At 40.4% G+C, this 26,118-nt stretch carries 41 protein-coding genes; 40 read left to right on the forward strand and 1 reads right to left on the reverse strand.

Annotation, left to right across the window (positions count from 1 at the left end):
- Positions 1-92 precede the first annotated feature (92 nt).
- From HMPREF9145_RS13345 to rplQ, 38 genes are all read left to right on the forward strand, one after another.
- Positions 93-1,202, forward strand: a complete 1,110-nt coding sequence (locus HMPREF9145_RS13345) for a hypothetical protein (protein ID WP_155945249.1) — start codon at positions 93-95, stop codon at positions 1,200-1,202.
- 206 nt (positions 1,203-1,408) lie between these two features.
- The gene (locus HMPREF9145_RS01095) at positions 1,409-2,005 is read left to right on the forward strand and encodes a hypothetical protein (protein ID WP_036906167.1); all 597 of its coding nucleotides are present in this window, start codon (positions 1,409-1,411) and stop codon (positions 2,003-2,005) included.
- A gap of 465 nt (positions 2,006-2,470) precedes the next feature.
- Entirely contained in the window at positions 2,471-2,788 is a 318-nt protein-coding gene (locus HMPREF9145_RS01100) for a DUF3467 domain-containing protein (RefSeq protein ID WP_007134565.1), read from the forward strand.
- A 250-nt stretch (positions 2,789-3,038) separates the two neighbouring features.
- Positions 3,039-3,875, forward strand: a complete 837-nt coding sequence (locus HMPREF9145_RS01105) for a sulfite exporter TauE/SafE family protein (RefSeq protein ID WP_021824493.1) — start codon at positions 3,039-3,041, stop codon at positions 3,873-3,875.
- A gap of 1 nt (position 3,876) precedes the next feature.
- Positions 3,877-4,266, forward strand: a complete 390-nt coding sequence (locus HMPREF9145_RS01110; RefSeq protein ID WP_021824737.1) for a DUF1634 domain-containing protein — start codon at positions 3,877-3,879, stop codon at positions 4,264-4,266.
- A 215-nt stretch (positions 4,267-4,481) separates the two neighbouring features.
- Positions 4,482-4,865, forward strand: a complete 384-nt coding sequence (gene rpsL / locus HMPREF9145_RS01115) for a 30S ribosomal protein S12 (protein ID WP_004335835.1) — start codon at positions 4,482-4,484, stop codon at positions 4,863-4,865.
- 134 nt (positions 4,866-4,999) lie between these two features.
- Complete coding sequence (rpsG, locus tag HMPREF9145_RS01120) at positions 5,000-5,476, forward strand: 30S ribosomal protein S7 (protein ID WP_004371792.1); 477 nt, start codon at positions 5,000-5,002, stop codon at positions 5,474-5,476.
- A 20-nt stretch (positions 5,477-5,496) separates the two neighbouring features.
- Entirely contained in the window at positions 5,497-7,611 is a 2,115-nt protein-coding gene (gene fusA / locus HMPREF9145_RS01125) for an elongation factor G (RefSeq protein WP_021824685.1), read from the forward strand.
- A gap of 99 nt (positions 7,612-7,710) precedes the next feature.
- On the forward strand, positions 7,711-8,016 hold the full coding sequence (gene rpsJ / locus HMPREF9145_RS01130; protein WP_021824741.1) for a 30S ribosomal protein S10: 306 nt from the start codon (positions 7,711-7,713) through the stop codon (positions 8,014-8,016).
- Between the two features lie 41 nt (positions 8,017-8,057).
- Entirely contained in the window at positions 8,058-8,672 is a 615-nt protein-coding gene (rplC, locus tag HMPREF9145_RS01135) for a 50S ribosomal protein L3 (protein ID WP_021824522.1), read from the forward strand.
- Positions 8,672-9,301, forward strand: coding sequence for a 50S ribosomal protein L4 (rplD, locus tag HMPREF9145_RS01140; protein ID WP_021824494.1), 630 nt, complete (start codon positions 8,672-8,674; stop codon positions 9,299-9,301). Before rplC ends, rplD begins: the two co-directional genes overlap by 1 nt.
- 16 nt (positions 9,302-9,317) lie before the next feature.
- Positions 9,318-9,611, forward strand: a complete 294-nt coding sequence (gene rplW, locus HMPREF9145_RS01145) for a 50S ribosomal protein L23 (RefSeq protein ID WP_021824758.1) — start codon at positions 9,318-9,320, stop codon at positions 9,609-9,611.
- A gap of 7 nt (positions 9,612-9,618) precedes the next feature.
- Positions 9,619-10,446, forward strand: coding sequence for a 50S ribosomal protein L2 (rplB, locus tag HMPREF9145_RS01150; protein WP_021824782.1), 828 nt, complete (start codon positions 9,619-9,621; stop codon positions 10,444-10,446).
- A gap of 10 nt (positions 10,447-10,456) precedes the next feature.
- Entirely contained in the window at positions 10,457-10,726 is a 270-nt protein-coding gene (gene rpsS, locus HMPREF9145_RS01155; protein WP_007134556.1) for a 30S ribosomal protein S19, read from the forward strand.
- A 35-nt stretch (positions 10,727-10,761) separates the two neighbouring features.
- On the forward strand, positions 10,762-11,166 hold the full coding sequence (rplV, locus tag HMPREF9145_RS01160) for a 50S ribosomal protein L22 (RefSeq protein ID WP_007134555.1): 405 nt from the start codon (positions 10,762-10,764) through the stop codon (positions 11,164-11,166).
- Between the two features lie 8 nt (positions 11,167-11,174).
- Positions 11,175-11,900, forward strand: a complete 726-nt coding sequence (gene rpsC, locus HMPREF9145_RS01165; RefSeq protein WP_007134554.1) for a 30S ribosomal protein S3 — start codon at positions 11,175-11,177, stop codon at positions 11,898-11,900.
- Between the two features lie 14 nt (positions 11,901-11,914).
- Positions 11,915-12,343, forward strand: a complete 429-nt coding sequence (gene rplP / locus HMPREF9145_RS01170; protein ID WP_004371782.1) for a 50S ribosomal protein L16 — start codon at positions 11,915-11,917, stop codon at positions 12,341-12,343.
- 3 nt (positions 12,344-12,346) lie between these two features.
- Positions 12,347-12,541, forward strand: a complete 195-nt coding sequence (gene rpmC, locus HMPREF9145_RS01175) for a 50S ribosomal protein L29 (protein ID WP_007134553.1) — start codon at positions 12,347-12,349, stop codon at positions 12,539-12,541.
- A gap of 2 nt (positions 12,542-12,543) precedes the next feature.
- Positions 12,544-12,810, forward strand: a complete 267-nt coding sequence (gene rpsQ, locus HMPREF9145_RS01180; protein WP_007134552.1) for a 30S ribosomal protein S17 — start codon at positions 12,544-12,546, stop codon at positions 12,808-12,810.
- 2 nt (positions 12,811-12,812) lie between these two features.
- Positions 12,813-13,178: a 50S ribosomal protein L14 gene (gene rplN, locus HMPREF9145_RS01185; protein WP_004380837.1), complete on the forward strand. Its 366-nt coding sequence runs from the start codon at positions 12,813-12,815 to the stop codon at positions 13,176-13,178.
- Positions 13,179-13,200: 22 nt separating this feature from the next.
- Entirely contained in the window at positions 13,201-13,518 is a 318-nt protein-coding gene (gene rplX, locus HMPREF9145_RS01190) for a 50S ribosomal protein L24 (protein WP_021824750.1), read from the forward strand.
- A complete protein-coding gene (gene rplE / locus HMPREF9145_RS01195; RefSeq protein WP_007134550.1) occupies positions 13,518-14,072 on the forward strand; it encodes a 50S ribosomal protein L5 in 555 nt (184 codons plus the stop codon). The genes rplX and rplE overlap by 1 nt, the downstream gene beginning before the upstream one ends.
- Positions 14,073-14,077: 5 nt before the next feature.
- Positions 14,078-14,380, forward strand: a complete 303-nt coding sequence (gene rpsN / locus HMPREF9145_RS01200; protein ID WP_007134549.1) for a 30S ribosomal protein S14 — start codon at positions 14,078-14,080, stop codon at positions 14,378-14,380.
- Positions 14,381-14,647: 267 nt separating this feature from the next.
- Positions 14,648-15,043, forward strand: coding sequence for a 30S ribosomal protein S8 (gene rpsH, locus HMPREF9145_RS01205; protein ID WP_021824620.1), 396 nt, complete (start codon positions 14,648-14,650; stop codon positions 15,041-15,043).
- A gap of 15 nt (positions 15,044-15,058) precedes the next feature.
- Positions 15,059-15,631: a 50S ribosomal protein L6 gene (gene rplF / locus HMPREF9145_RS01210; RefSeq protein ID WP_021824693.1), complete on the forward strand. Its 573-nt coding sequence runs from the start codon at positions 15,059-15,061 to the stop codon at positions 15,629-15,631.
- A 20-nt stretch (positions 15,632-15,651) separates the two neighbouring features.
- Positions 15,652-15,996: a 50S ribosomal protein L18 gene (gene rplR, locus HMPREF9145_RS01215; protein ID WP_021824749.1), complete on the forward strand. Its 345-nt coding sequence runs from the start codon at positions 15,652-15,654 to the stop codon at positions 15,994-15,996.
- A gap of 6 nt (positions 15,997-16,002) precedes the next feature.
- Complete coding sequence (gene rpsE / locus HMPREF9145_RS01220; protein WP_007134545.1) at positions 16,003-16,515, forward strand: 30S ribosomal protein S5; 513 nt, start codon at positions 16,003-16,005, stop codon at positions 16,513-16,515.
- A 12-nt stretch (positions 16,516-16,527) separates the two neighbouring features.
- A complete protein-coding gene (gene rpmD, locus HMPREF9145_RS01225) occupies positions 16,528-16,704 on the forward strand; it encodes a 50S ribosomal protein L30 (RefSeq protein ID WP_007134544.1) in 177 nt (58 codons plus the stop codon).
- A gap of 25 nt (positions 16,705-16,729) precedes the next feature.
- Positions 16,730-17,176 (forward strand): 50S ribosomal protein L15, encoded by a 447-nt coding sequence (gene rplO / locus HMPREF9145_RS01230; protein WP_021824644.1) that lies wholly within the window; start codon positions 16,730-16,732, stop codon positions 17,174-17,176.
- Between the two features lie 4 nt (positions 17,177-17,180).
- Positions 17,181-18,518 (forward strand): preprotein translocase subunit SecY, encoded by a 1,338-nt coding sequence (gene secY / locus HMPREF9145_RS01235; protein WP_021824536.1) that lies wholly within the window; start codon positions 17,181-17,183, stop codon positions 18,516-18,518.
- A gap of 14 nt (positions 18,519-18,532) precedes the next feature.
- A complete protein-coding gene (gene map, locus HMPREF9145_RS01240) occupies positions 18,533-19,318 on the forward strand; it encodes a type I methionyl aminopeptidase (RefSeq protein ID WP_021824639.1) in 786 nt (261 codons plus the stop codon).
- A gap of 16 nt (positions 19,319-19,334) precedes the next feature.
- Positions 19,335-19,553 (forward strand): translation initiation factor IF-1, encoded by a 219-nt coding sequence (gene infA / locus HMPREF9145_RS01245; protein WP_004341775.1) that lies wholly within the window; start codon positions 19,335-19,337, stop codon positions 19,551-19,553.
- Between the two features lie 20 nt (positions 19,554-19,573).
- Complete coding sequence (ykgO, locus tag HMPREF9145_RS01250; RefSeq protein WP_004350205.1) at positions 19,574-19,690, forward strand: type B 50S ribosomal protein L36; 117 nt, start codon at positions 19,574-19,576, stop codon at positions 19,688-19,690.
- A 106-nt stretch (positions 19,691-19,796) separates the two neighbouring features.
- The gene (gene rpsM / locus HMPREF9145_RS01255) at positions 19,797-20,177 is read left to right on the forward strand and encodes a 30S ribosomal protein S13 (RefSeq protein ID WP_004350207.1); all 381 of its coding nucleotides are present in this window, start codon (positions 19,797-19,799) and stop codon (positions 20,175-20,177) included.
- Between the two features lie 18 nt (positions 20,178-20,195).
- The gene (gene rpsK, locus HMPREF9145_RS01260; protein ID WP_007134540.1) at positions 20,196-20,585 is read left to right on the forward strand and encodes a 30S ribosomal protein S11; all 390 of its coding nucleotides are present in this window, start codon (positions 20,196-20,198) and stop codon (positions 20,583-20,585) included.
- 40 nt (positions 20,586-20,625) lie between these two features.
- Positions 20,626-21,231 carry a 30S ribosomal protein S4 gene (gene rpsD / locus HMPREF9145_RS01265; RefSeq protein ID WP_007134539.1) on the forward strand — a complete coding sequence of 202 codons (606 nt, stop codon included), beginning with the start codon at positions 20,626-20,628 and terminating at the stop codon, positions 21,229-21,231.
- Positions 21,232-21,243: 12 nt separating this feature from the next.
- Positions 21,244-22,236 (forward strand): DNA-directed RNA polymerase subunit alpha, encoded by a 993-nt coding sequence (locus tag HMPREF9145_RS01270; RefSeq protein ID WP_007134538.1) that lies wholly within the window; start codon positions 21,244-21,246, stop codon positions 22,234-22,236.
- A gap of 35 nt (positions 22,237-22,271) precedes the next feature.
- Entirely contained in the window at positions 22,272-22,757 is a 486-nt protein-coding gene (gene rplQ / locus HMPREF9145_RS01275; RefSeq protein WP_021824714.1) for a 50S ribosomal protein L17, read from the forward strand.
- A 244-nt stretch (positions 22,758-23,001) separates the two neighbouring features.
- On the opposite strand, the gene HMPREF9145_RS01280 is transcribed toward rplQ, so the two are convergent.
- The gene (locus tag HMPREF9145_RS01280; protein ID WP_021824608.1) at positions 23,002-23,841 is read right to left on the reverse strand and encodes an AraC family transcriptional regulator; all 840 of its coding nucleotides are present in this window, start codon (positions 23,839-23,841) and stop codon (positions 23,002-23,004) included.
- A 134-nt stretch (positions 23,842-23,975) separates the two neighbouring features.
- Here HMPREF9145_RS01280 and HMPREF9145_RS01285 point away from each other — a divergent pair, with 134 nt between their 5' ends.
- A complete protein-coding gene (locus tag HMPREF9145_RS01285; protein ID WP_021824702.1) occupies positions 23,976-24,821 on the forward strand; it encodes an aldo/keto reductase in 846 nt (281 codons plus the stop codon).
- 266 nt (positions 24,822-25,087) lie between these two features.
- Complete coding sequence (locus HMPREF9145_RS01290; protein ID WP_021824773.1) at positions 25,088-25,927, forward strand: glycine zipper; 840 nt, start codon at positions 25,088-25,090, stop codon at positions 25,925-25,927.
- The last annotated feature ends 191 nt before the right edge of the window (positions 25,928-26,118 follow it).

Raw genomic sequence — 26,118 nt, forward strand, 5'->3', positions numbered from 1 at the left:
ATTATAGCATTCCACTTGTTTATGGCAATGCAATCAAAAATGGTAGCGATAATCCAAGTTCTTACAAGACAAGCAATACGGGTACCTATATCTTGAGTAATTTCAAAGATCATCTAAACCACAATATCACTACGCCATACATTAACGTACAGAATGCTTCTGCGCCCGCAATGCAGGCCAGTATTGTATGGACAGATAAAAGTGATATTGTGGACGGCTTATCTGTAACTGGCAGTGGTGCGAATTCTTTTGTCAATGTTCACGTCCCCGCCGATAAGATTAAGAACGGGAATGCTGTCATTTCCGTCAAGGATGCCTCGGGCACAGTTATGTGGTCTTGGCAGTTATGGTTCGCTCCACAGGATGTACTCACTACCGTTAAGTGCTATAACTGGGATAACAAAATTTTTAATTTTACTACGGAAACTTTAGGCTGGCAATATACGAAGTGGGAAGGTACGACCTATTCGAGTGAACGTAGTGTAAGGGTCAAGGTGGAACAGGCTGCAGGTAATGGTTTCAAACAGATAGGATATTTTGATATTTCACAGGCTGCACACAAAGTACGCCAAGGAAATAGTACAGTCTATCAGTTTGGTCGTAAAGATGCCCTACCTGGAATGTATAAAAAAACTTATACAGAGGATTTAATTAGTGCAGGTGTTGACGGCATGTCTATTCCTAACAGTATTAAACATCCCGATACATTCTATATATATGGGGATGGAGAAACTACTTTTAATTATGACAACGTATGGTTCATGAATGGAGGAATTTCCCCTACACCATCCCATGTCGATAAGACCATCTATGATCCCTGTCCTGTTGGCTTCAGAGTTCCGGATGGCGATGCCTTTACTGGTTTTTCTCATGATTTTGGATGGGGATATAACCAATGCAATTATGTTGATGGTGATCGTGATGAATTCCAAAACAAGTTTTATCCTCCATATGATGCTTCTATATATTTGCCTTTTATTCCCACAGCCCGTGATGGTAGTCCTTACCAGTGGTCCGACATGGGTTCGCCGGCTGGAATTGGTCAACTAACGTCGGAGTATATTGGCTACTGGACTTTAGAAGTAGATGGCAGAAGTTACAATGGTGTTGCATTGGGGCATGTGCCACAGCAATGGAGTATAGGACCTCGTGTGCCTTTCCCCAAGTCTTATGGGTTAAGTGTCCGCCCCATCTCTGAATAGTTGATTTTAAGCTGTACCCCCGAAAGTTAGGCGAAATAGCTTTTTGGGGCAGTTTAATTTAGTCTCTTTCAATTATCTGGCATTTGATTTATGTGCTAAAAAAAATACAAAAAAGTTTGTTAATTCATTAAAAAGTACTAACTTTGCACATTATTCATTATATATCATATCTGAACAGATAATTTAATCAATAAAAATAGTTGAATATGAAAAAATTATTATTAATGTTGTTGTTGGCTTGCTCTACAACGATGTCTTTTGCATTGTCACCCAAAGATTCTATAGATGTGAAGCATGTGTTTGCCAAGGTTGGTCCTCAAGGTGTAACTTATGATTTTAATGCAGGTGAAGCAAAGATTGCGCAATTAACTCAAGATATAGAGAATTACAAGGTGCAGATGAATAAATCTGCTGAGGATTGTAAGAATCTGATGAGTCAATCTACGGAGAATTATAAGACAAAAATTGCACAATCTCAAGAAAGCAACAAGGCTGCCATGGATAAGGAGCAAGATGGTTTCAAGAACAAGATTGCTCAATTGACACAGGAAATAGAAACCGTAAAAAATCAAATGAAGCAATCTGCTGATAACGCAAAGGCTAAGTTGGCTCAAGAGCAGGATGCTCATAAAACCAAGATGACTCAAGAGCAGGAAGGTTATAAAACCAAGATGGCTCAAGAACAAGATGGTTATAAGGCAAAGATAGATGCTGCTCGTCAGCAGATTGAAAGTCTGCGTAACGAAATGAAAGCAGCAAAAGAAGCTATCGTCAAATCTGGAAAGGTAATGTTACCTAAATAAAGTCTTTCTAAAATAAATTTATTTTTCGCAAAGTTTGGGTACATTGGGGCGCCGATGTACCCTTTTTTATTTATTCGGGTATTTGTATGAATTATGGCTTTACAAGGAAAAGACGGGGACACTCGGAATTCAGTGGGGATATACAATAGTTTAATGAGTCTGAGGACACTATTCAACTTGTTTTGATATTCCACAAGAAGTTCTGTGTAATTTGATGCAGATTGCGCTGTAACCTGACTCAACTCACGCTCTGATTTGCATCAAAATGCGTGGTGATCTGATGCAAATTGCGAGGTGATAAAATAGAGATGTTAAGCTGCTGATTTGCAAGATGTTTTGTTTTATAGAGCTGAAATATGACTATATTTGTTATCTATTCTTAAATGAGATGTTTCTTGTGGTTTCAAGTTTTTTTTCTTATCTTTGCCATAACTCAATTAACAACCTTTATAAACATTATTATATATGGAAAATGAAAACAATCAGCAGCAGAACCTGCAAATAGATTTGAAACCGGAAATCGCCAAAGGTGTTTATGCAAACTTGGCCTTAATTACTCATTCAAGCTCAGACTTCGTGTTGGATTTCGCCACGATGTTGCCAGGAATGCCTAAGCCCGAGGTGAGTGCACGCGTAGTAATGGCTCCCGAACATGCCAAGCGTTTGTTGCAGGCTTTACAAGAAAATATTTATAAGTACGAACAACAATTTGGTAAGATTGTGATTCCAGAGCAGATGGATCGCATGGCAACACCATTTAATGTGCCGGAAAAGGAGTCATAAAGTAGGGGTAATCGCAGCCTTTTATGCTTGCTTTAACTTGGCAATTCTTCTTTAGAAAGAAGATAATATGACTTTGAATAAAACCATAAGTGAATGAGATGAGTCGGTGATTCATCTCATTTTTGTTTATAATCATTGATAGCTTAGGAACTGATGGATGACAATTATTTCTATCGTTGGCAGCCTTTTTTATAGAAAACACCCCTTTGGTTTCTAACATTTTGCCTAATTTTGCAAATAAAAAAGCTCAATGAGTATTATTGTTTTCACGATTTTATTGTTTTTAGGAGCCTATTGTGCAGGATTATTAGGTTCGCTAACCGGTTTGGGAGGGGGCGTTGTAGTCATTCCTCTGCTTACCTTGTGTTTCGGAATAGACTTTCATTACGCCATCGGTGCAGCCTTGGTAGCGTCGATAGCAACTTCATCGGGGTCGGCAAGTGCTTATGTTAAGGAAGGAATGACCAATATTCGGTTGGGAATGTTCCTTGAAGTAGCCACCAGTCTCGGTGCAGTCTTGGGTGCAGCAGCGGCATTATGGATGCCAACAAATGCCATTGCGATTATCTTTGGAGGCGTGTTACTCCTCACAGTGGCTATGCAATTCAAACAAAAGACGGATTATGTGGACGTGAAAGGAAGCAAGTTGGCGATGAAATTGAAGCTCTTTGGCAGTTATCCGAATAAAGAAGGGAAGCTTCAAAACTACGAACTCAAGAACGTTCCAGGTGGATTTGCGGTGATGGTACTTGCTGGTGCCTTGTCAGGACTATTGGGTATTGGCAGTGGAGTGCTGAAAGTGTTGGCTATGGATAGTTGTATGAAGGTGCCATTTAAGGTTAGTACCACGACAAGTAACTTCATGATAGGTGTAACCGCAGTGACTTCGGCTGTAGTTTACCTGCAACGAGGATATATAGAGCCAGGAATTGCCTTCCCTATTATGGTAGGTGTGTTGGCTGGAGCAATGAGTGGAGCAAAACTTTTGAAGCGTTTGGATGTTAAACTCCTAAGAAAGATATTTGCTGTTGCTATTTTGTTAGTGGCTTTAAATATGATATATAATGGTATTATAGGTAAGTTCTGATATGGAAAACAATTCAAATTCAAAGAATAATATGAATATTCTGATTGGCAATACCTTGCGAATTGGAGTTCTTTTGGCTTGTGTTATCGCGTTGTTAGGCGGTATTTGGTATATCGTTTCATCTTCAGGAATGGGTTTACCAGACTATTCGGTCTTTAAAAATGGTGGAGATCCCAGTTACACTACATTCAGTGGGATTATTCATTCGGTTTTAACCTTCTCGCCAATAGGTTGGGTTCAGCTTAGTGTTGTCGTCTTAATGCTTACACCCATCATGCGCGTTGTGCTTTCATTGGTGGATTTTGGCATTCAACGAGACTGGTTGTATGTTGTCATTACAGGCATTGTATTGTTTGTAATCATTGCAAATTCACTCGTTGGAGTAGGATGATGAGTGTTAAATAATAAATAAATAGTTATTTATTGTTAATTACTTATGTTGCGTAAGCTATTCGTTTCCATATTATTAGGTCATTTAATGGAAACTTTGTACCTTTGCACTCCGAAATGACAGGGCGGATTGTACACTTTCATAAGAGAGCGTGTGCCTTGTCTGTACTAAGTAGATAATAAATAAAATAAATATATAAATTAAAAAGTTAAGTTATGCCTACTATTTCACAATTAGTAAGAAAGGGCAGAAAGGACATCGTAGACAAGAGTAAGTCCCCAGCTTTGGATAATTGTCCTCAGCGTCGTGGCGTTTGTGTTCGTGTTTACACTACGACTCCTAAGAAGCCTAATTCAGCAATGCGTAAGGTTGCTCGTGTACGTTTGACAAACCAGAAGGAAGTAAACTCATACATCCCTGGAGAAGGTCACAACCTTCAGGAGCATAGTATTGTACTTGTTCGTGGTGGTCGTGTTAAGGACCTTCCTGGTGTACGTTATCACATTGTTCGTGGAACACTTGATACAGCTGGTGTTGCAAACCGCACACAGCGTCGTTCTAAGTATGGTGCTAAACGCCCAAAGGCAGCTAAGAAGTAATTGCTGCGCTAAAGATTTTTTTTATTCAAACGTTTTGCTGGAGAATTGTTGGACGCAGGTTGAGTAAATATTCGAGTGCGGATATTGAAGAACATGAATGACAACCCCATGCAGAATTTATTTTTCAAAACAAAATGAGAAAAGCAAAACCAAAGAAACGCGTGATCCTTCCGGATCCAGTTTACAATGATCAGAAGGTTTCTAAGTTTGTAAACCATTTGATGTATGATGGTAAGAAGACCATTTCATACGAGATTTTCTACAAAGCTCTTGATACAGTGAAAGAGAAGATGGCTAAAGAAGAGAAGCCAGCTCTTGAGATTTGGAAACAAGCTTTGGATAATATTACTCCTCAAGTAGAGGTAAAGAGCCGCCGAATTGGTGGTGCAACTTTCCAGGTTCCGACTGAAATTCGTCCAGACCGCAAGGAAAGTATTTCAATGAAGAATTTGATTGCTTTCGCACGTAAGCGTGGAGGAAAGTCAATGGCAGAGAAACTTGCTGCTGAGATTATGGATGCATACAACAATCAGGGTGGTGCATTCAAGCGTAAAGAAGATATGCATCGTATGGCAGAGGCTAACCGTGCGTTCGCTCATTTCAGATTCTAATTAATAAAGGTAAAAAGAAAATGGCAAATCGCGATTTACATTTGACTCGTAACATCGGTATCATGGCCCACATCGATGCTGGTAAAACAACTACCTCAGAACGTATCTTGTTCTACACAGGTAAGACGCATAAAATCGGTGAGGTGCATGATGGTGCAGCTACAATGGACTGGATGGCCCAGGAGCAGGAACGCGGTATTACAATTACTTCGGCTGCAACAACTTGTAACTGGAACTATGATGGTAAATCATATAAAATCAACTTGATTGATACTCCGGGACACGTTGACTTTACAGCCGAGGTAGAACGTTCACTACGTGTACTTGATGGTGCTGTTGCAACCTATTCTGCTGCCGATGGTGTGCAGCCCCAGTCTGAGACTGTTTGGCGTCAGGCAGATAAGTATAACGTGCCACGTATCGGTTATGTGAATAAGATGGACCGCTCAGGTGCTAACTTCTTCGAGACAGTTCAGCAGATGAAGGATATCCTTGGGGCTAATCCTATCGCTATTCAGATTCCAATCGGCGCAGAAGAAAACTTCAAAGGTGTTGTCGATTTGATTAAAATGAAAGCTATCCTGTGGCACGATGAGACCATGGGTGCTGAATACGACGTTGAAGAAATCCCTGCTGAGCTTGCTGATGAGGCTGCTGAATGGCGCGAGAAACTTGTAGAGGGTGCAGCAAACTTTGATGATGAAGTGATGGAACTTTATCTCGAGGGTAAGGAAATCAGTGAAGAAATGTTGCTTCGTGCTATTCGTAAAGGCTGTATTGCTATGGAGTGCTGTCCTATGTTGTTAGGATCTTCTTATAAGAATAAAGGTGTTCAGCCTCTATTGGATTATGTTTGTGCATTCCTTCCTTCACCAGTTGATACGCAAGCTATCGTTGGAACGAATCCTGATACAGATGAAGAAGAAGATCGTAAGCCTTCAGAGGATGCTCCAACATCGGCTCTCGCATTTAAGATTGCAACCGATCCTTTCATGGGACGTCTTGTGTTCTTCCGTGTTTATTCAGGTAAGGTTGTTGCTGGTTCTTATGTATATAACCCACGTTCTGGTAAGCGTGAGCGCATCAGTCGTTTGTTCCAAATGAATTCAAAGCAAGAAATTCCAATGGAATCTATTGATGCTGGTGATATTGGTGCAGGTGTAGGTTTCAAAGATATCCGTACAGGTGATACGCTTTGTGATGAGAAAGCACCAATCGTATTGGAGTCAATGACATTCCCTGACACTGTGATTTCTATTGCTGTTGAGCCAAAGAGCCAAGCAGATGTTGCGAAGATGGATAATGGTCTTGCTAAACTTGCAGAAGAAGATCCAACATTTACTGTTCGTACAGATGAGCAAAGTGGTCAGACTATTATTTCAGGTATGGGTGAGTTGCACTTGGATATCATCATTGACCGTTTGAAACGTGAGTTTAAGGTTGAATGTAACCAAGGTAAACCTCAGGTGAACTATAAGGAGGCTATCACTCGTTCTGCACAGAGCCGTGAGACATATAAGAAACAATCTGGTGGTCGTGGTAAGTTTGCTTGTATTGATGTAACTATCGGTCCGAAAGATGAAGACTACACAGAAGGTGACTTGCAGTTCATCAATGAAGTTAAAGGTGGTAACGTACCAAAGGAGTTTATCCCTTCTGTACAGAAAGGTTTCGCTGATTGTTTAAGCAATGGTGTTCTTGGTGGCTTCCCAATGACAGGCTTGAAAGTTACATTAACAGATGGTAGCTTCCACCCTGTAGACTCTGATCAGTTGTCATTCGAATTAGTTGCACACCAAGCTTTCAAGGTACTTTGCCCGAAGGCAGGTCCTGTTTTGATGGAACCTATCATGAAGGTTGAGGTTGTTACACCAGAAGAAAACATGGGTGATGTGATTGGTGACTTGAATAAACGTCGTGGTTTAGTTCAAGGTATGGAAGAAGCTCGTAGTGGTGCACGTATCGTTAAAGCAATGGTTCCATTAGCAGAGATGTTCGGTTATGTAACAGCATTGCGTACTATTACTTCTGGACGTGCTACTTCTTCAATGGAGTATGATCATCACGCAGCACTTTCAACAAGCATAGCTAAGGAAGTGCTTGAGGAAGTTCATGGCCATGCAGAACTCCTTTAAATGAGAAAACTATAAAGTTGAGAGGCGTTGTTTAGCGTATGACTCTTAAACAACGTACTTCTTTACTTCATTTACTAACAATTTTATAATTTAAAAAGTATGAGTCAGAAAATTAGAATTAAGCTGAAGTCTTACGATCACATGTTGGTTGATAAGTCAGCTGAAAAGATTGTGAAAGCCGTAAAGACTACAGGTGCAATCGTTAGTGGTCCTATTCCATTGCCAACTCACAAACGTATATTCACCGTAAACCGTTCAACTTTCGTAAATAAGAAGGCTCGTGAACAGTTTCAGCTTTCAGATTATAAACGTCTTATTGACATTTATAGTTCTACTGCTAAGACCGTTGATGCATTGATGAAGTTGGAATTGCCTTCAGGTGTAGAAGTAGAGATCAAAGTCTAATTTCAAAGTAGTAAATTATTAATTGATAAATTTTTATTGAAATGCCAGGATTAATTGGAAAAAAAATCGGAATGACATCCGTTTTCAGTGCCGACGGTAAGAATGTTCCGTGCACTGTTATCGAAGCTGGTCCTTGTGTTGTAACCCAAGTAAAAACAGAAGAAAAAGATGGTTACAAAGCACTTCAGTTGGGTTTCGAAGAGGCTAAGGAGAATCGTACCTCTAAGCCAATGATGGGAACCTTTAAGAAGGCAGGCACAACACCAAAGAAGCACTTGGCCGAGTTCAAGTTCGATGAGGAGCATAACCTCGGTGATACAATTACTGTTGAGCTTTTCGCTGACGCTAAATTTGTAGATATAGTAGGTACTTCTAAAGGTAAAGGTTTCCAGGGTGTCGTTAAGCGTCATGGTTTCGGTGGTGTAGGCCAGAGTACTCACGGTCAGGATGACCGAGCTCGTAAGCCGGGTTCTATCGGTGCTTGTTCTTATCCTGCAAAGGTTTTTAAGGGCATGCGCATGGGTGGTCAAATGGGTGGTGATCGTGTTACTACTCAAAATCTTCAGGTGTTAAAGGTAATTCCAGAGCACAATCTCCTTCTTGTTAAGGGTTCTGTTGCTGGATGTAATGGTTCAACCGTTTTAATCAAAAAGTAATGGAAGTTAGTGTTTTAAATATTAAAGGTCAGGAGACTGGAAGGAAGGTGACTCTTAATGAGGCTATCTTTGGAATAGAGCCTAACGATCACGTGCTTTATTTAGATGTCAAGCAGTATCTTGCTGCGCAGCGTCAAGGAACAGCCAAAACGAAAGAAAGAAGTGAATTAAGTGGCTCTACTCGTAAGCTCGGTCGCCAAAAAGGCGGTGGTGGTGCACGTCGTGGTGATATTAATTCACCTGTATTAGTTGGTGGTGCTCGTGTTTTTGGTCCGAAACCTCGTAATTATGACTTCAAATTAAATAAAAAAGTAAAAGTTCTTGCACGTAAATCTGCCTTATCTTACAAAGTTCAAGATAATGCTATAATTGTAGTTGAGGACTTAAATTTTGAAGCTCCAAAGACTAAAGAATTTGTAAATTTTGCAAAAAATATAAAAGTAGAAGGAAAGAAAACTTTGGTTCTTTTGTCAGAAGTTAATAAAAACGTATATTTGTCCGCTCGTAATATTCAAGGGACTGAAGTAATGACAGCAACATCTCTCAATACGTATAAAGTTTTGAATGCAGATATTGTTGTAATTGCAGAAAGTGCTCTTAAGGCTATTGACGGAATCTTAAATAAATAATAAGGAGGTTTAGATTATGGCATTTATCATTAAACCATTGGTTACTGAGAAGCAATCTAAGATTACTGAGAAGAACGCGAGTCGCTATGGCTTTATCGTTCGTCCAGAGGCTAATAAGCTCCAGATTAAGAAGGAAGTCGAAGCCTTATACAATGTTACAGTAGTTGAAGTGAATACACTTCGTTATGCCGGCAAGCGTTCAAGTCGTTATACAAAGGCTGGTCTTATTAAAGGCCAAAAGAATGCGTTTAAGAAGGCTATCGTTACAGTAAAGGATGGCGATACAATTGATTTTTACAGCAATATTTAAATAAAAAATGGCAGTACGTAAATTAAACCCGGTTACTCCGGGACAAAGACACAAGGTTATTGGCACGTTCGAAGATATTACTGCATCCGTGCCAGAGAAGTCTCTCGTTTACGGCAAACATTCTACTGGTGGTCGAAATAACACTGGTAAAATGACCGTTCGCTACATTGGCGGTGGCCATAAGCAGAAGTATCGTTTGATAGACTTTAAGCGAGAGAAAGATGGTGTTCCAGCTGTAGTAAAGACAATCGAGTATGATCCTAATAGATCTGCTCGCATTGCACTTTTGTTCTACGCTGATGGTGAAAAACGTTACATTATTGCTCCTAACGGACTGCAGGTAGGTGCTACACTGATGTCTGGTGCAGAGGCTGCTCCTGAAATCGGTAATGCTCTTCCACTTGCAAACATTCCTGTCGGTACGGTAATTCACAACATTGAATTGCGTCCGGGGCAGGGTGCTTTGCTTGTTCGTTCGGCTGGTAACTTTGCTCAGTTGACTTCTCGTGAGGGCAGTTATTGTGTTATTAAGCTCCCTTCTGGTGAAACCCGCCAGATTTTGAGTGCTTGTAAAGCTACAGTAGGTAGTGTTGGTAACTCTGATCATGCATTGGAGCAGTCTGGTAAGGCCGGTCGCTCTCGTTGGTTAGGTCGTCGACCACATAACCGTGGTGTTGTTATGAATCCTGTTGATCACCCAATGGGTGGTGGTGAAGGTCGTCAGAGTGGTGGTCATCCACGTTCTCGTAAAGGTCTTTACGCTAAGGGTCTCAAGACTCGTGCACCTAAGAAGCTTTCAAACAAGTATATTATCGAAAGAGCTAATAAAAAATAAAGAGTAAATTATGAGTCGTTCATTAAAAAAAGGTCCATATATCAACGTGTCGCTCGAGAAGAAGATTCTCGCTTTGAACGAGAGTGGTAAGTCGAGTGTTGTGAAGACTTGGGCCAGAGCATCAATGATTTCCCCTGATTTTGTGGGACACACTGTTGCAGTTCATAACGGAAATAAATTCATCCCTGTTTATATTACTGAGAATATGGTTGGTCACAAACTCGGTGAGTTTGCACCTACACGTCGTTTTGGCGGTCACTCTGGTAATAACAAGAAGTAAGCGGGATTAAATCCATTTAATAAAAAAGAATAATAATGGGAGCAAGAAAACATATCGCAGCTGAAAAAAATAAAGAAGCTCGCAAAAATCTGTACTTCGCAAAGCTCAAGGGGGTTCCTTCTTCTCCACGTAAGATGCGCTATGTCGTAGATATGGTTCGTGGTCTTGAAGTAGGGCGTGCTCTCGGAGTACTCAAGTTCTCTAAGAAGCAAGCTGCTTTGGACGTTGAAAAATTACTTCGCTCAGCAATTGCTAACTGGGAAACAAAGAATGGCCGCAAAGCTGAAGATGGTGAATTGTATATCAGCAAAGTCTTTGTAGATGAAGGTGTTACAATGAAACGTATGAGACCTGCGCCACAGGGACGTGGTTACAGGATTCGCAAACGTTCTAATCATGTAACTTTGTTTGTTGATGCCAAAACTAACGACGAAAAATAAAGAATAGAATGGGACAAAAAGTTAATCCGATAAGCAACCGACTTGGTATAATCCGTGGTTGGGATTCAAACTGGTTTGGTGGCAAGAATTTTGGTGATAACCTTGTTGAGGATCGTAAGATTCGTAAGTATCTCAATGAGCGTTTGGCGAAGGCAAGTGTATCGCGTATTGTAATAGAACGTACATTGAAACTCGTTACCATCACTATTTGCACAGCCCGTCCAGGTATCGTCATTGGTAAAGGTGGTCAGGATGTTGATAAATTGAAAGAGGAATTAAAGAAACTCTATAAAAAAGACATCCAAATTAATATATTTGAGGTTAAGAAGCCCGAACTAGATGCAAATATCGTTGCTAACAACATCGCTCGCCAAGTGGAAGGCAAAATTTCATATCGTCGTGCCATTAAGATGGCTGTTCAGAATACGATGCGTGCAGGTGCTGAGGGTATTAAAGTTCAAATTACAGGTCGTCTGAATGGTGCTGAAATGGCACGTAAGGAAATGTTTAAGGAAGGTCGCACTCCTTTGCATACATTCCGTGCAGACATTGATTACTGTGCTACTGAGGCCTTAACAAAGGTTGGTCTTTTGGGTATAAAAGTATGGATTTGTCGAGGTGAAGTTTACGGGAAGCGTGAATTGACCCCTAACTTTACTCAGGAGAAACAAGTTGGTGGCCGTTCTAATAGCCGTAATGGCCGCGGTAGTCGAAAGAGAAACAATAACCGTTAAAAGAAAAAGCTATCATGTTACAGCCAAAAAGAGTAAAATATAGAAGACCTCAAGATGGGCGTGGTAATAAAGGCAATGCTCACAGAGGTACACAGCTGGCTTTTGGTTCTTTCGGCATCAAGACGCTTGAGCCAAAGTGGATTAATAGCCGACAGATAGAGGCTGCTCGTGTAGCCGTAAACCGCTACATGAATCGTCAAGGCCAGGTTTGGATTCGCATTTTCCCTGATAAACCAATCACTCGTAAACCTGCTGATGTCCGCATGGGTAAAGGTAAAGGTGATCCTGCAGGTTGGGTTGCACCGGTAACTCCGGGACGTATCCTCTTTGAAGTAGAGGGAGTTTCATTTGATATTGCCAAAGAGGCTTTGCGCCTTGCAGCACAGAAGCTTCCTGTAAAGACTAAGTTTGTTGTTAGACGTGATTTCGATAAAAACGCTTAAGCTATGAAGATGAAAGAATTAAAAGAACTCGATGTCAAGGCATTGGCAGAGAAGTTGGAGAGTGAAAAGGCACAGCTTAATCAATTGAAGCTGAACCATTCAGTTGCTCCTCTTGAAAATCCATCACAGATTAAGGCAGCTCGTCGTAATGTTGCACGTATCGAAACAGAACTTCGTCAGAGAGAACTTAATAAATAATAATGGTCCAGATGGAAACAAGAAATTTAAGAAAAGTAAGACAGGGTGTTGTTGTCAGCAACAAGATGGATAAAACCATTGTTATAGCCTCTAAGTTCAAAGAGAAGCACCCTATTTATGGTAAGTTTGTTCAAAAGACAAAGAAATACCACGCTCATGACGAGAAGAATGAGGCAAATGTAGGCGATACAGTTCAGATTATGGAAACTCGTCCTCTGTCAAAGACTAAGAGATGGAGATTAGTACAAATTGTAGAAAAAGCTAAGTAATTATGATACAGGCAGAATCAAGACTTACAGTATGTGATAACAGCGGCGCACGTGAAGCAAAATGTATCCGTGTCCTCGGTGGTACCGGCCGTCGTTATGCCAGCGTAGGTGACGTTATTGTGGTAGCTGTCCAGAACGTCATCCCATCAAGTGATTTGAAAAAGGGTGCAGTATCAAAAGCTTTGATCGTTCGCACAAAGAAGGAAATCCGTCGTGCAGATGGTTCTTATATCCGTTTCGACGATAACGCTTGTGTATTGCTTAACAATGCAGGAGAACTTCGTGGTAGCCGTATCTTTGGTCCAGTTGCTCGTGAACTCCGTGCGGTGAATATGAAGGTCGTTTCTTTAGCACCTGAGGTTCTTTAATTAATCATAAAACAAGTAAGTAATGAGTAAGTTACATATAAGAAAAGACGATAAGGTTGTTGTTCTTGCCGGAAGAGACAAGGGCAAAACAGGTAAAGTGCTCAAGGTGTTAGTTAGCAAGAATTGTGCTATCGTAGAGGGACGTAACCTTGTATCAAAGAGCACTAAGCCTTCAGCAAAGAATCCTCAGGGGGGCATTGTAAAGATGGAGGCTCCTATTCATGTATCAAATCTGAGTCTGATCGATCCCAAGAGTGGTAAAGCTACTCGAGTTGCCATCAAGCATGAAGGCAAGAATGTGATTCGTATCGCTAAAAAGTCAGGGGAGGAAATTAAATAATGGATACAGCACAGTTAAAGAAAGTATATAAGGAGACTATAGCTCCTGAACTTCAGAAGCAGTTCAACTATTCTTCAGCAATGCAGGTTCCTGTTTTGAAGAAGATTGTGATTAATCAGGGTCTCGGCGATGCAACACAAGACAAGAAGATTGTCGATGTTGCAGTTAATGAGATTACCGCTATCACTGGTCAGAAGGCTGTTGCAACCTATTCTAAGAAGGATATTGCAAACTTCAAACTGCGTAAGAAGATGCCAATCGGCGTCATGGTAACACTTCGTGGTCAGCGCATGTATGAGTTCTTAGAAAGACTTATCCGTGTTTCTCTTCCACGTATTCGTGACTTCAAGGGTATCACAACAAAGTTTGATGGTCGCGGTAACTACACTTTAGGTATTACCGAACAGATTATCTTCCCAGAGATTAATATCGATGAGATAGACCGTATCCAGGGTATGAACATCACTTTCGTTACTTCAGCAGCAACTGATGAAGAAGGTTTTGCTCTTCTCAAGGCATTCGGACTTCCATTCAAGAACGCTAAAAACGATTAAGGAATATGGCAAAAGAATCAATGAAAGCTCGCGAGGTTAAGCGTGCAAAGCTTGTTGCTCGTTACGCTGAAAAGCGCGCAGCTCTGAAAAAGATTATCGCTACGTCTGAAGATGTTGCTGAAGCTTATGAAGCTGCACGTAAACTTCAGGCTATCCCCAAGAATGCTAATCCTATCCGTCTACACAACCGTTGCAAGATTACGGGCCGTCCTAAAGGTTATATTCGCCAGTTCGGTTTGTCTCGTATTCAGTTCCGTGAGATGGCATCAGCTGGTTTGATTCCTGGTGTGAAGAAAGCAAGCTGGTAATTTGGAATAGCAAAGTGAATGATGTTTAAGCATCTGTAATTAAGCTCCTTTTGATCAGCTTTATAATTCCTAATATTTCATTTGGTAATAAGCGTCATATTGTGCTACAATTTGATAGCTTTTATACGATGATTTCTTTGGAATCGGAAAGTCAATCTACTCGGCTTACTTTACAAAAGAACATCAGTCACTTTACTTCTAATCGTTCTTAAACGGATTTTTTTAATATTGTCGGGGTTGTCCCGATTAATTAAACATTTATATTTTATGACAGATCCAATAGCAGATTATCTGACAAGACTCAGAAACGCAATCATGGCTCATCACCGTGTAGTTGAAGTTCCTGCGTCTAACTTGAAGAAAGAGATCACCAAGATCCTCTTCGAGAAGGGATACATCTTGAACTACAAGTTCATTGAAGATGGTCCTCAGGGTTCAATTAAGGTCGCACTGAAGTACGATCCATCAACAAAGCAGAGCGCTATCAAGAGTTTGAAGCGTGTGTCTACACCAGGTTTGCGTAAGTATACCGGTTATAAAGACATGCCGAGAGTAATTAACGGATTAGGTATTGCTATCTTATCTACATCTCAAGGTGTAATGACAGACAAGGAAGCTTCCGATTTAAAGATCGGTGGTGAAGTTCTTTGCTACATTTATTAATTGGAGGATTTTAATATGTCAAGAATAGGTAAATTGCCAATTAGTATTCCAGCAGGAGTTACAGTAAACTTCGATGAGAAGACAAATGTAGTTACAGTTAAAGGTCCTAAAGGCGAACTCTCTCAGTATGTAGATCCTTCTATTAAGATGGAAATAGCTGATGGTCATATCACTTTCAGTGTAGATGAGAATAGCCCTGTAGATATTAAGCAGAAACAATCTTTCCATGGTCTCTATCGTTCACTTGTTAACAACATGGTTGTTGGTGTAAGCGAAGGCTATCAGAAAGTACTTGAACTTGTAGGTGTAGGTTATCGTGTTTCTAATCAAGGTAATCTCATTGAATTCTCTTTGGGTTATACTCACCCTATTTTCATGGAACTTCCAAAAGAAATCAAGGTTGAGTCTAAATCAGAAAGAAACCAGAACCCAATTCTTACACTCGAGTCATGTGACAAGCAGTTGCTTGGTCTCATCTGTGCAAAAATTCGTTCTTTCCGTAAACCTGAGCCTTATAAGGGTAAAGGTATCCTGTTCAAGGGTGAAGTTATTCGTAGAAAGTCTGGTAAGACCGCTGCAGCTAAGTAATTTTAATTGATTTTACGATTATGACAACAAAGAAAGTAGAAAGACGAATTAAGATAAAGTTCCGCATTCGTAAGAGTGTTAACGGAACAGCTGAGCGTCCACGTCTAAGTGTTTTCCGCTCTAATAAGCAGATTTACGCTCAGGTTATTAATGATTTGACTGGCAAGACGCTTGCTTCTGCAAGTTCATTAGGCCTTGAAAAGTTGGCAAAGATAGAACAGGCAAAGAAAGTTGGTGCACTTGTTGCAGAAAAAGCAAAGGCTGCCGGCATAGAGTCAGTAGTGTTCGACCGTAACGGTTACTTGTATCATGGCCGTGTACAGGCTCTCGCAGATGCAGCTCGTGAAGGTGGACTTAAATTCTAAACGATTATGGCAATGAATAAAGTTAAAGTAAATAGTGACGTAGAACTGAAAGATCGTCTGGTTGCTATCAACCGTGTAACCAAGGTTACAAAGGGTGGTCGTACATTCACATTCGCTGCTATCGTCGTTGTAGGTGATGGCAAAGGTGTTGTCGGCTGGGGCCTTGGTAAGGCTGGTGAAGTGACAACAGCAATCTCTAAGGGTGTTGAGTCTGCAAAAAAGAATCTCGTGAAAGTTCCTGTATTAAAAGGAACTGTACCTCATGAGATTGAAGTTTCTTTTGGTGGTGCTCAAGTACTACTCAAGCCAGCAGCAGCTGGTACAGGTCTAAAGGCCGGTGGTGCTATGCGTGCAGTGCTTGAAAGTGCTGGTGTTTCTGACGTGATTGCAAAGTCAAAGGGGTCTTCAAATCCTCACAACCTTGTAAAGGCGACAATTGCAGCATTAGCTCAAATGCGTGATGCCTATACGATAGCTGGTGAACGTGGTATCAGTATGGATAGAGTTTTTAACGGTTAATAGGAGAAAATAATGGCAACAATTAAAATCAAACAGATTAAGAGTAAAATCGGTTATCCAGTTGATCAGAAGCGCACGCTTCATGCTTTGGGCCTTCATAAGATCTCTCAAGTTATTGAAGTAGAAGACACTCCTAGTATCCGCGGTATGATCCGTAAGGTTCATCATCTGGTAAGCGTAGTTGAATAATTAATCTTTTAATATTGAATCAATTATGAAATTAAATAATTTGACACCAGCAGAAGGCTCAACACATACACGTCGTCGTATTGGTCGTGGTCCTGGTTCCGGTTTAGGTGGTACATCTACTCGTGGACATAAGGGTGCTAAAGCTCGCTCTGGTTACAAGAAAAAGATTGGTTTTGAAGGTGGTCAGATGCCACTTCAGCGTCGTGTACCGAAGGCTGGTTTTAAGAATATCAACCATAAAGAGTACTTCGCTGTAAACCTTTCAACACTCCAATCTCTTGCAGAGGCAAAGAATCTCACAAAGATTGGTATTGCAGAACTTCAAGAAGCAGGTCTTACTAATGGTAAAAAGCTTGTGAAGATTCTTGGCAATGGTGAGTTGAAAGCAAAAATAGATGTTGAAGCAAATGCATTCTCTAAGACTGCCGAAGAAGCTATAAAGGCAGTAGGTGGTAACGCAACTATAATCTAAGTAAATGAAAAAGTTTATTGAGACACTAAAGAACTGTTGGAAAGTTGAGGACTTGCGTCAGCGACTTTTGATAACAATACTCTTCACGGCAATATATCGTTTTGGATCATTTGTCGTACTTCCTGGTATTAATCCGGCTAAGTTGGAATCACTTCAGTCGCAAACCGCAGGTGGCTTAATGTCACTTTTGGACATGTTCTCTGGTGGAGCATTTTCCAATGCATCTATCTTTGCACTTGGAATTATGCCTTACATCTCAGCTTCTATCGTTATGCAGCTCCTTGCTGTAGCTGTACCTTATTTCCAAAAGATGCAGCGTGAAGGTGAAAGCGGCAGAAAGAAGATAAACTGGTATACTCGTCTACTGACAATTGCCATTCTGGTTTTTCAGGGACCCGCATACCTCATGAATCTAAAGACACAAGCTGGCCAGGCTTTGGCCAGCGGTGTCTCTTGGACTGCTTTTATAGTTTCTGCAACAGTTATCCTCGCAGCGGGAAGTATGTTTATTTTGTGGCTTGGTGAGCGCATTACGGATAAAGGTGTAGGGAATGGTATCTCATTAATCATTATGATTGGTATCATAGCTCGACTCCCACAGGCATTCGTACAGGAGGTAACTTCACGATTCACTGCTATCTCTGGTGGAGGTATAGTTATGTTTATTGTTGAGTTGCTCATCTTATATGCAGTAGTTTGTGCCTCAATTCTGTTGGTTCAGGGAACTCGTAAGGTGCCTGTACAATATGCTAAGCGTATTGTTGGTAATAAGCAATATGGTGGCGCTCGTCAATACATTCCACTGAAACTGTTTGCCGCTAATGTAATGCCAATCATCTTTGCTCAGGCATTGATGTTTATTCCACTGGTTATAGTTCAATACCAGAGTGAGAATGCATCATGGGTTGTTCGATCTTTAATGGACAATCGCAGTGTGTTGTATAATGTAATCTATGTAATACTAATTATAGCGTTTACATATTTCTATACAGCAATAACACTGAATGCAACTCAGATGGCTGAAGACATGAAACGTAATAACGGCTTTATTCCAGGAGTAAGACCTGGAAAAGATACTGCTGAGTATATTGACACCATTATGTCTCGTATTACTTTCCCAGGATCGTTGTTTATTGCGTTTATTGCTATAATGCCGGCTCTCGCAGGACTTCTGAATGTACAACAAGGATTCTCACAATTCTTTGGTGGTACTTCGTTGTTGATTCTTGTTGGAGTTGTTATTGATACATTACAACAGATTGAGAGTCACTTGATGATGCGTCATTATGATGGACTTCTGAACTCTGGACACACACGTAATAGTGGTGTCTCAGTTTATTAATCAGATTAAGTCCAATGAAAATATTTCTGAAGACGGAAGATGAAATCGACCTAATGCGTAAGGCAAACCAACTTGTTGGTTCTACTCTTGCAGAGTTAGGTCGACATGTTCAGCCTGGTATAACAACCTTACAGCTGGATAAGATAGCAGAGGAATTCATTAGAGATCATGGTGCAATACCAACTTTTAAGGATTTCCCTAATCCTTATGGGGAGCCTTTCCCTGCTTCAATATGTACTTCTGTAAACGATGTTGTAGTGCATGGGATTCCAAATGCCGACGTTGTTCTGAAAGAAGGAGATATCATATCTATAGATTGTGGAGCTCTTCTTGATGGATATAATGGAGATTCCTGTTATACTTTTGCTGTGGGAGAAGTCTCACCTGAAGTGAGAAAATTACTGGATGTCACAAAGGATTCCTTGTTTAGAGGAATTGAACAGGCCGTTGCTGGGAAACATGTAGGAGATATTGGGGCTACTATCCAAGATTATTGTGAGAGCTTTGGTTATGGTATAGTTAGAGAACTTACAGGTCACGGAATAGGTAAGGAAATGCATGAAGAGCCTAAGATTCCTAATTATGGGCGTCATGGTAATGGGGTTATGCTTAAAGCTGGAATGTGTATTGCAATCGAACCAATGATTACAATGGATGATTATCACATAGGAATGTTACCAGATAAGTGGAGTATTGTTACATGTGATCGTAAACCTGCAGCACATTTTGAGCATACTATTGCTATTCGGAAAGGTAAAGCAGAAATCTTATCAACGTTTGAAGAAATAGAAAATCATTAAGTTAGAAGAATATTTTATGGCAAAACAATCCGCTATTGAGCAGGATGGAACAATTGTAGAGAGTCTGTCTAATGCGATGTTCCGTGTAGAACTTGAGAATGGGGTTCAGATTATTGCGCACATCTCTGGTAAAATGCGTATGCATTATATCAAAATACTTCCTGGTGACAAGGTAAAGGTTGAGATGAGTCCTTATGATCTGACAAAAGGCAGAATCGTTTTCAGATACAAATAATTACTCATATATAAACTGATATGAAAACAAGAGCATCATTGAAGAAGCGTACACCCGACTGTAAGATTGTTCGTCGCAAAGGTCGTTTGTTCGTTATTAACAAGAAAAACCCTAAGTTCAAATTGCGTCAGGGTTAGTGTTAAAGTATCGTAAAAGGTTAAATAAATCAATTTTTATTTCTAATTTTACACGTTCTTTGACGAGAAAACAGATTTAAATTATTAATTTTTTATCAATTAAATAATGGCAATAAGAATTGTTGGAGTAGATTTGCCCCAGAACAAGCGTGGCGAAATCGCATTGACTTATATCTATGGTATAGGTCGAAGTAGTTCAGCAAAGATATTGGATAAGGCTGGTGTGAACCGTGACTTGAAGGTCAGTGAATGGACTGATGACCAAGCAGCCAAGATCCGTGAAATTATCGGCGCTGAGTTTAAAGTAGAAGGTGATCTCCGTTCTGAGATCCAAATGAACATCAAGCGACTGATGGATATTGGTTGTTATCGTGGAGTTAGACATCGTAATGGTCTTCCGGTTCGTGGTCAGAGCACTAAGAACAATGCTCGTACTCGTAAGGGTAGAAAGAAGACTGTTGCTAATAAGAAGAAGGCTACTAAGTAATTTTAATGTAAATTAATTATGGCAAAGACAAAAGCAACATCTAAGAAGAGAAACGTAAGAGTAGACGCAATCGGTCAGCTTCACGTTCATAGTTCATTCAATAATATCATTGTATCATTAGCTAATAGCGAGGGACAAGTTATTTCTTGGTCTTCTGCTGGTAAGATGGGTTTCCGTGGTTCAAAGAAGAATACTCCGTATGCAGCTCAGATGGCAGGTGAAGATTGTGCGAAAGTTGCGTTTGACCTTGGTCTGCGCAAAGTTAAGGCTTACGTAAAAGGTCCAGGTAATGGTCGTGAGTCTGCTATTCGTGCCGTGAACGCAGCTGGTATTCAAGTTACAGAGATTGTTGATGTAACTCCATTGCCACATAATGGCTGCCGTCCACCAAAGCGTCGCAAGGTATAATCATTGATACAATAATAAATTTAGCACATATTTTTATATTATGGCAAGATATATAGGTCCGAAATCTAAAATTGCACGTCGATTTGGTGAGCCCATCTTCGGCGCCGACAAAGTTTTGTCCAAGAGAAACTTCCCTCCTGGACAGCATGGCAATAACCGTCGCAGAAAGATGTCTGAGTACGGAGTCATGTTGGCAGAGAAGCAGAAAGCTAAGTATACATATGGTGTACTTGAGCGTCAGTTCCGTAATATGTTTGAGAAAGCAGCTAAGGCTGATGGTATTACTGGTGAGGTTCTACTTCAGAATCTCGAATGTCGTCTTGACAATGTAGTATATCGTCTTGGTATTGCTCCTACGCGTGCTGCTGCTCGTCAGCTTGTAGGTCATAAGCATATTACTGTAGACGGTAAAGTTGTAAACATCCCATCTTTTGCTGTTAAGCCAGGAATGGTTGTTGCTGTTCGTGAGAAATCAAAGTCTCTCGAGGTTATCGAAGCTGCACTTGCAGGTTTCAATCACAGTAAATACCCTTGGATTGAGTGGGACGATAATGCAAAGTGTGGTAAGTTCTTGCATAAGCCAGAGCGTGCCGACATCCCTGAGAATATTAAGGAACAGTTAATCGTTGAGTTGTACTCTAAATAAATCATTGAATTAATGGCGATATTAGCATTTCAAAAACCTGATAAAGTTGTAATGTTGGAGGCCAATGATAAGTTCGGCAAGTTCGAGTTTCGTCCTCTTGAGCCAGGCTTTGGTGTTACCATTGGTAATGCATTGCGCCGCATTCTTCTTTCATCACTGGAGGGTTATGCTATCAACACCATCCGTATTGCTGGTGTTGAGCATGAATTTTCTTCAGTTCCTGGTGTAAAGGAAGATGTAACCAACATTATCTTGAATTTGAAACAAGTCAGATTCAAGCAAGTAGTAGAAGAATTCGAGAACGAGAAAGTTAGTATCACCGTAGAGAATTCCACTGAATTCAAAGCTGGTGATATTGGTAAATATCTGACTGGATTTGAAGTGTTAAACCCTGATTTGGTGATTTGTCATTTAGATGCCAAAGCTTCAATGCAGATTGATCTCACCATTAACAAAGGACGCGGTTATATTCCGGCTGATGAGAATCGTGAGTTTTGCACTGATGTCAACGTTATTCCAATCGATTCTATCTACACCCCTATCCGTAATGTGAAATATTCAGTAGAGCCTTATCGTGTTGAACAGAAGACCGATTACGATAAGTTAGTTATTGAAGTTTCTACGGATGGTTCCATTCATCCGAAAGATGCGCTTAAAGAGGCAGCGAAGATTCTTATTTATCACTTCATGTTATTCTCTGATGAGAAGATTACTCTTGAATCTCCTGATCAAGATGGTAATCAAGAATTTGATGAAGAAGTGCTTCATATGCGCCAGTTGCTCAAGACCAGATTAGTTGATATGAACCTCAGTGTTCGTGCACTTAACTGCTTGAAGGCTGCTGATGTTGAGACACTTGGTGATCTCGTTCAGTACAATAAGACTGACCTTTTGAAGTTCCGCAACTTTGGTAAGAAATCGCTTTCAGAGCTTGATGATTTGCTCGAAAGTCTGAATCTGTCGTTTGGAACCGATATTTCAAAGTATAAATTAGATAGAGAGTAAAACAAACTCTCTACCTCTTAAACGTTAAGAATAAAATGAGACATAATAAAAAATTCAACCATCTGGGTCGTACTGCATCTCATCGTGACGCTATGCTCGCAAATATGGCAGTGTCATTGATCATGCACAAAAGAATCACTACGACCCTTGCAAAGGCAAAAGCCTTGAAGAAGTATGTAGAACCATTGATCACTCGCTCTAAAGAAGACACTACAAACTCACGCCGTGTAGTTTTCCGTTATCTTCAAAAGAAAGAGGCTATCAAGGAACTCTTCAGTACGGTTGCTGCTAAGGTGGCTGATCGTCCAGGTGGTTACACACGTGTAATCAAGTTGGGTACCCGTCAGGGGGATGCTGCTGAAATTGCTTTCATCGAGCTCGTTGACTTCGATGAGAACATGGCTAAGACTCCGAAGGCTGCTAAGAAGACTCGCCGTAGCCGTAAGTCTACCAAGGCTGAAGCTGCTACAGAGGCTCCTGTTACAGAAGCTCCAGCAGCTGAAGAGGCTAAAGCAGAGTAATCTCACGATTAATATTCAAACCTATAATGAAAGCGTAGTGAAGTTTTTCACTACGCTTTTTATTTGTCCTTACTTTGTTTTTGTGCTGCTGTGTATGTTAAAAATGATTGTATTTCCATACTTATGTTGTAGGCAAAAGTTGGAAATGCCGTAATCGTTCATATCATTTTACCTGATTATTTGATGCATATTATCCACTGAAATACGTCAAAACGCACTCTAAAATGCATCATATTATAACGTTTTAGAGGTCAAAGGGTTGTTTTGATGGTTGTAAACTCTTTCGATATTCACTTGGAGTAACACCGAGATGTTTGGTGCAATAGCGGCTAAAGTAGGAAAGAGAATTGAAATTCATCACGTCTGCTATCTGGCTGAGTGAAAGCTTTTCATTATTAAGATAATCTTTAATGATGGGTATAGTATAGCGGTTGATGAAAGTACTTACACTGAAACTTGTAGTTTGTTTCACGGTTTTTGATAAGTATTTTGGCGTGATATTTAGTTGTTTAGCATAGTATTCCACACTGCGTTGTGTACGTGATTGCCCTGCAGAAAGTATGTTCAGTAATTCCTTTATGACGTAACTCTGTCTGTCTGTACTTTGTAGAAGTTCATTTTGATGTGCATGAAAAGAAAACAAGTCATACATCATCGTGCAACAAAGACTTGCCATCATTTCCATATAAAACCTGTGTTTATCTTTCTCCTGCATGCGTTTGTTGATGACACGAAGGTCATTTAAGAACTGTTCGCCTTCTTCTTTGGTTGCATGAATTATGGGATTAGTATTCAAACTGATACTCCCTCCAATGGCAAAGCTATTAGAAGGCAATTGTTTGTATAAGAAGTTGTATTGTGTAGCAAAGAATTCTACTCTTAATTCCTTAACTCCTGCCAGGTTCTTTAACTTGTGTGGTTGTGTCAGAATTAATATATCTCCGGCACAAAAGTGAAAGTTCTTTTCATTAAATACAAAGCTTCCTTCACCTTCCAAGCATATCATATGGCCACAATAACCATTTAGTTGTTGATTATTGATAGCATAATAATCAGTGATATAAATGAACTTAACTTGCTCCATGCCTCAAAATTATAGTTAAATCGCCAATAAAACAAGCGGTTTTGGCGTTTTTGTGAAAAATTAAGTCTAATATGTGAAACTATAATCTCATATAGATATCGTAACTTTGCAATCGTAACAACAAAATAAAGGATATGGAAAATATTAAATTAGTGAATGGTGTTGAGATGCCGTTATTGGGATATGGTGTGTTCAGGGTTAATCCAGAAGAGTGTGAACGCTGTGTGAGTGATGCACTAAAAGTGGGCTATCGTCTGATAGATACCGCACAAGCTTATGGCAATGAAGAAGGAGTTGGTCGCGCATGGCGTAAGAGTGGTATTGCGCGTGAAGACCTTTTCCTTGTTACAAAGATATGGATTAGTAATTCAGGAGAAGGGAAAGCTGCAGCAAGTATAGATGAAAGTCTGCGTAAACTTGATACTGATTATGTCGATCTTTTACTCATTCATCAGGCTTATGGCGATGTATTTGGAACATGGCGTGCTATGGAAAAGGCTTATAAAGAGGGCAAAGTTAGGGCTATCGGAGTATCAAACTTCCAGGCAGGACGCTTCTTTGACTTCGCACATTTTGTCGATGTAAAGCCTATGGTCAATCAGTTGCAATGCAATGTAATGGCACAACAGAACGGCATACAGCCTATTTTACAAGAAACAAACACAAAAACAATGTCCTGGGGACCACTTGGTGGCCAGGGTGTTGATGGTATTGTGAAGAGCGAACTGCTTGCAAGCATTGGACAAGAATATGGTAAGTCGGCAGCACAAGTAGCGCTTCGATGGCTTACGCAGCGTGGTATTGTGGCCATACCAAAGAGTAGTCACATAGAACGTATGCAGCAAAACTTCGATATTTTCGACTTCTCTCTTACGAAAGAAGATATGGATAAGATTGCAACGATGAATCAATCGGATGCTGGTTTTAGAGACTTTACTTCGCCAGACTTTGTAAAGTATCTTATTGAAAACTATGGATAAATGTGAAATATGGCTTTATTATTTTCATTCATAAGCTGAAAACGAATATGGATAAAGTTGATAATAGGTTAGAATATGTTACAAAATGGATAGTATCTTGAGTTGTTCCATCCGAAGTAATGTTTAATTCCTTAGTGCTAAGTATAAGGCAACATGTTAAAACTTGTTTGTTTTTTTAGGGAATTCCCCCTTGATATATAGGGAAAACATCCTTTAACATTGTTGCTTTATACTTATCTTTGTCTCCATATAAGATTGAATCGAAGATGAAAAAAGTGTTGATTTATGCTGCATGTGCAACGCTGTTGTTCAGCAGTTGCGATAGTTATACGGGGTCAGGTGCTTATGCTGGCGTCTCCTTAGGTTCCATTTTGGGCAGTGCTATCGGTGGAATTGCCGATGGCCCACGTGGGTCTGACATCGGGACTATCATTGGAATGGCAGGCGGAGCCGCTGTAGGTGCAATGATAGGTCAGGCAGCTGACCAGCGACGCGCAGCCGATCAAGAGCAATATCAGTATGAACGTGCAAAGCGAAACTATGACCGTAAGATGAAAGAACGCCAGCAACAAGCAGGTGAAAGCAGTTATCAAGAGGCACCTTCTACGGATAGTGGCTTCGACGAAACTAACTCAGGAGACGATCGTATCTATGATTTCACGGGCAAAGATTACCAGAGTGATGTGACTACTCGCACGGCAACCACAAGACTTCCTGACTCATGTAATGCCGACAATCGTATTGAAAGATTGAAGTATGCGCCTAATATTGAGGTGCGAAATGCACGTTTTCTTGATGCAAATGAAGACGGAACGATAGAACGCGGAGAGCTTTCTAAGGTGATATTTGAAGTCATGAATCGTGGTAATCAACCCATATATGATGTCCTTCCCGTGGTTATTGAGGCCAATAAAAACCGCCATTTGCAAATCTCTCCAAGCATTCATATCGAGAAAATAGAGCCGCGTAAGGGCATACGTTATACTGCTCTTGTCAAAGCTGACAATCGGTTGAAAGATGGAAATGCAAAGATTTGCGTCTCTGTTCTCCAAGGAAATAAGGCCATTTCAAAGGTAACGGAGTTTAATATCCCTACAAAGAAGTAGAAAAAAGCAGTCATTACTCGCAACAATCCTCGCGAAAGAAGGGAGAGAAGACAGGCCGTTTATGTGCTGAAACGACTGACAGCGTACTTGATTTTGCAATGATTTCCATCGTCTGTTGGGTGCCGATAGGCATATATAACAGCGAATAAAGTGCTCTGTCTCATTTATTTCATGACATCATCCCTATTTCT

Source organism: Segatella salivae F0493 (assembly GCF_000477535.1).
Taxonomy (GTDB): domain Bacteria; phylum Bacteroidota; class Bacteroidia; order Bacteroidales; family Bacteroidaceae; genus Prevotella; species Prevotella salivae.

Bases quoted from the DNA above. Each gene is read 5' to 3' on its own strand.
- HMPREF9145_RS01095 (WP_036906167.1), top strand. From the start codon at position 1,409: ATGAAAAAATTATTATTAATGTTGTTGTTGGCTTGCTCTACAACGATG.
- HMPREF9145_RS01100 (WP_007134565.1), top strand. From the start codon at position 2,471: ATGGAAAATGAAAACAATCAGCAGCAGAACCTGCAAATAGATTTGAAA.
- HMPREF9145_RS01105 (WP_021824493.1), top strand. From the start codon at position 3,039: ATGAGTATTATTGTTTTCACGATTTTATTGTTTTTAGGAGCCTATTGT.
- HMPREF9145_RS01110 (WP_021824737.1), top strand. From the start codon at position 3,877: ATGGAAAACAATTCAAATTCAAAGAATAATATGAATATTCTGATTGGC.
- rpsL (WP_004335835.1), top strand. From the start codon at position 4,482: ATGCCTACTATTTCACAATTAGTAAGAAAGGGCAGAAAGGACATCGTA.
- rpsG (WP_004371792.1), top strand. From the start codon at position 5,000: ATGAGAAAAGCAAAACCAAAGAAACGCGTGATCCTTCCGGATCCAGTT.
- fusA (WP_021824685.1), top strand. From the start codon at position 5,497: ATGGCAAATCGCGATTTACATTTGACTCGTAACATCGGTATCATGGCC.
- rpsJ (WP_021824741.1), top strand. From the start codon at position 7,711: ATGAGTCAGAAAATTAGAATTAAGCTGAAGTCTTACGATCACATGTTG.
- rplC (WP_021824522.1), top strand. From the start codon at position 8,058: ATGCCAGGATTAATTGGAAAAAAAATCGGAATGACATCCGTTTTCAGT.
- rplD (WP_021824494.1), top strand. From the start codon at position 8,672: ATGGAAGTTAGTGTTTTAAATATTAAAGGTCAGGAGACTGGAAGGAAG.
- rplW (WP_021824758.1), top strand. From the start codon at position 9,318: ATGGCATTTATCATTAAACCATTGGTTACTGAGAAGCAATCTAAGATT.
- rplB (WP_021824782.1), top strand. From the start codon at position 9,619: ATGGCAGTACGTAAATTAAACCCGGTTACTCCGGGACAAAGACACAAG.
- rpsS (WP_007134556.1), top strand. From the start codon at position 10,457: ATGAGTCGTTCATTAAAAAAAGGTCCATATATCAACGTGTCGCTCGAG.
- rplV (WP_007134555.1), top strand. From the start codon at position 10,762: ATGGGAGCAAGAAAACATATCGCAGCTGAAAAAAATAAAGAAGCTCGC.
- rpsC (WP_007134554.1), top strand. From the start codon at position 11,175: ATGGGACAAAAAGTTAATCCGATAAGCAACCGACTTGGTATAATCCGT.
- rplP (WP_004371782.1), top strand. From the start codon at position 11,915: ATGTTACAGCCAAAAAGAGTAAAATATAGAAGACCTCAAGATGGGCGT.
- rpmC (WP_007134553.1), top strand. From the start codon at position 12,347: ATGAAGATGAAAGAATTAAAAGAACTCGATGTCAAGGCATTGGCAGAG.
- rpsQ (WP_007134552.1), top strand. From the start codon at position 12,544: ATGGTCCAGATGGAAACAAGAAATTTAAGAAAAGTAAGACAGGGTGTT.
- rplN (WP_004380837.1), top strand. From the start codon at position 12,813: ATGATACAGGCAGAATCAAGACTTACAGTATGTGATAACAGCGGCGCA.
- rplX (WP_021824750.1), top strand. From the start codon at position 13,201: ATGAGTAAGTTACATATAAGAAAAGACGATAAGGTTGTTGTTCTTGCC.
- rplE (WP_007134550.1), top strand. From the start codon at position 13,518: ATGGATACAGCACAGTTAAAGAAAGTATATAAGGAGACTATAGCTCCT.
- rpsN (WP_007134549.1), top strand. From the start codon at position 14,078: ATGGCAAAAGAATCAATGAAAGCTCGCGAGGTTAAGCGTGCAAAGCTT.
- rpsH (WP_021824620.1), top strand. From the start codon at position 14,648: ATGACAGATCCAATAGCAGATTATCTGACAAGACTCAGAAACGCAATC.
- rplF (WP_021824693.1), top strand. From the start codon at position 15,059: ATGTCAAGAATAGGTAAATTGCCAATTAGTATTCCAGCAGGAGTTACA.
- rplR (WP_021824749.1), top strand. From the start codon at position 15,652: ATGACAACAAAGAAAGTAGAAAGACGAATTAAGATAAAGTTCCGCATT.
- rpsE (WP_007134545.1), top strand. From the start codon at position 16,003: ATGGCAATGAATAAAGTTAAAGTAAATAGTGACGTAGAACTGAAAGAT.
- rpmD (WP_007134544.1), top strand. From the start codon at position 16,528: ATGGCAACAATTAAAATCAAACAGATTAAGAGTAAAATCGGTTATCCA.
- rplO (WP_021824644.1), top strand. From the start codon at position 16,730: ATGAAATTAAATAATTTGACACCAGCAGAAGGCTCAACACATACACGT.
- secY (WP_021824536.1), top strand. From the start codon at position 17,181: ATGAAAAAGTTTATTGAGACACTAAAGAACTGTTGGAAAGTTGAGGAC.
- map (WP_021824639.1), top strand. From the start codon at position 18,533: ATGAAAATATTTCTGAAGACGGAAGATGAAATCGACCTAATGCGTAAG.
- infA (WP_004341775.1), top strand. From the start codon at position 19,335: ATGGCAAAACAATCCGCTATTGAGCAGGATGGAACAATTGTAGAGAGT.
- ykgO (WP_004350205.1), top strand. From the start codon at position 19,574: ATGAAAACAAGAGCATCATTGAAGAAGCGTACACCCGACTGTAAGATT.
- rpsM (WP_004350207.1), top strand. From the start codon at position 19,797: ATGGCAATAAGAATTGTTGGAGTAGATTTGCCCCAGAACAAGCGTGGC.
- rpsK (WP_007134540.1), top strand. From the start codon at position 20,196: ATGGCAAAGACAAAAGCAACATCTAAGAAGAGAAACGTAAGAGTAGAC.
- rpsD (WP_007134539.1), top strand. From the start codon at position 20,626: ATGGCAAGATATATAGGTCCGAAATCTAAAATTGCACGTCGATTTGGT.
- HMPREF9145_RS01270 (WP_007134538.1), top strand. From the start codon at position 21,244: ATGGCGATATTAGCATTTCAAAAACCTGATAAAGTTGTAATGTTGGAG.
- rplQ (WP_021824714.1), top strand. From the start codon at position 22,272: ATGAGACATAATAAAAAATTCAACCATCTGGGTCGTACTGCATCTCAT.
- HMPREF9145_RS01280 (WP_021824608.1), bottom strand. From the start codon at position 23,841: ATGGAGCAAGTTAAGTTCATTTATATCACTGATTATTATGCTATCAAT.
- HMPREF9145_RS01285 (WP_021824702.1), top strand. From the start codon at position 23,976: ATGGAAAATATTAAATTAGTGAATGGTGTTGAGATGCCGTTATTGGGA.
- HMPREF9145_RS01290 (WP_021824773.1), top strand. From the start codon at position 25,088: ATGAAAAAAGTGTTGATTTATGCTGCATGTGCAACGCTGTTGTTCAGC.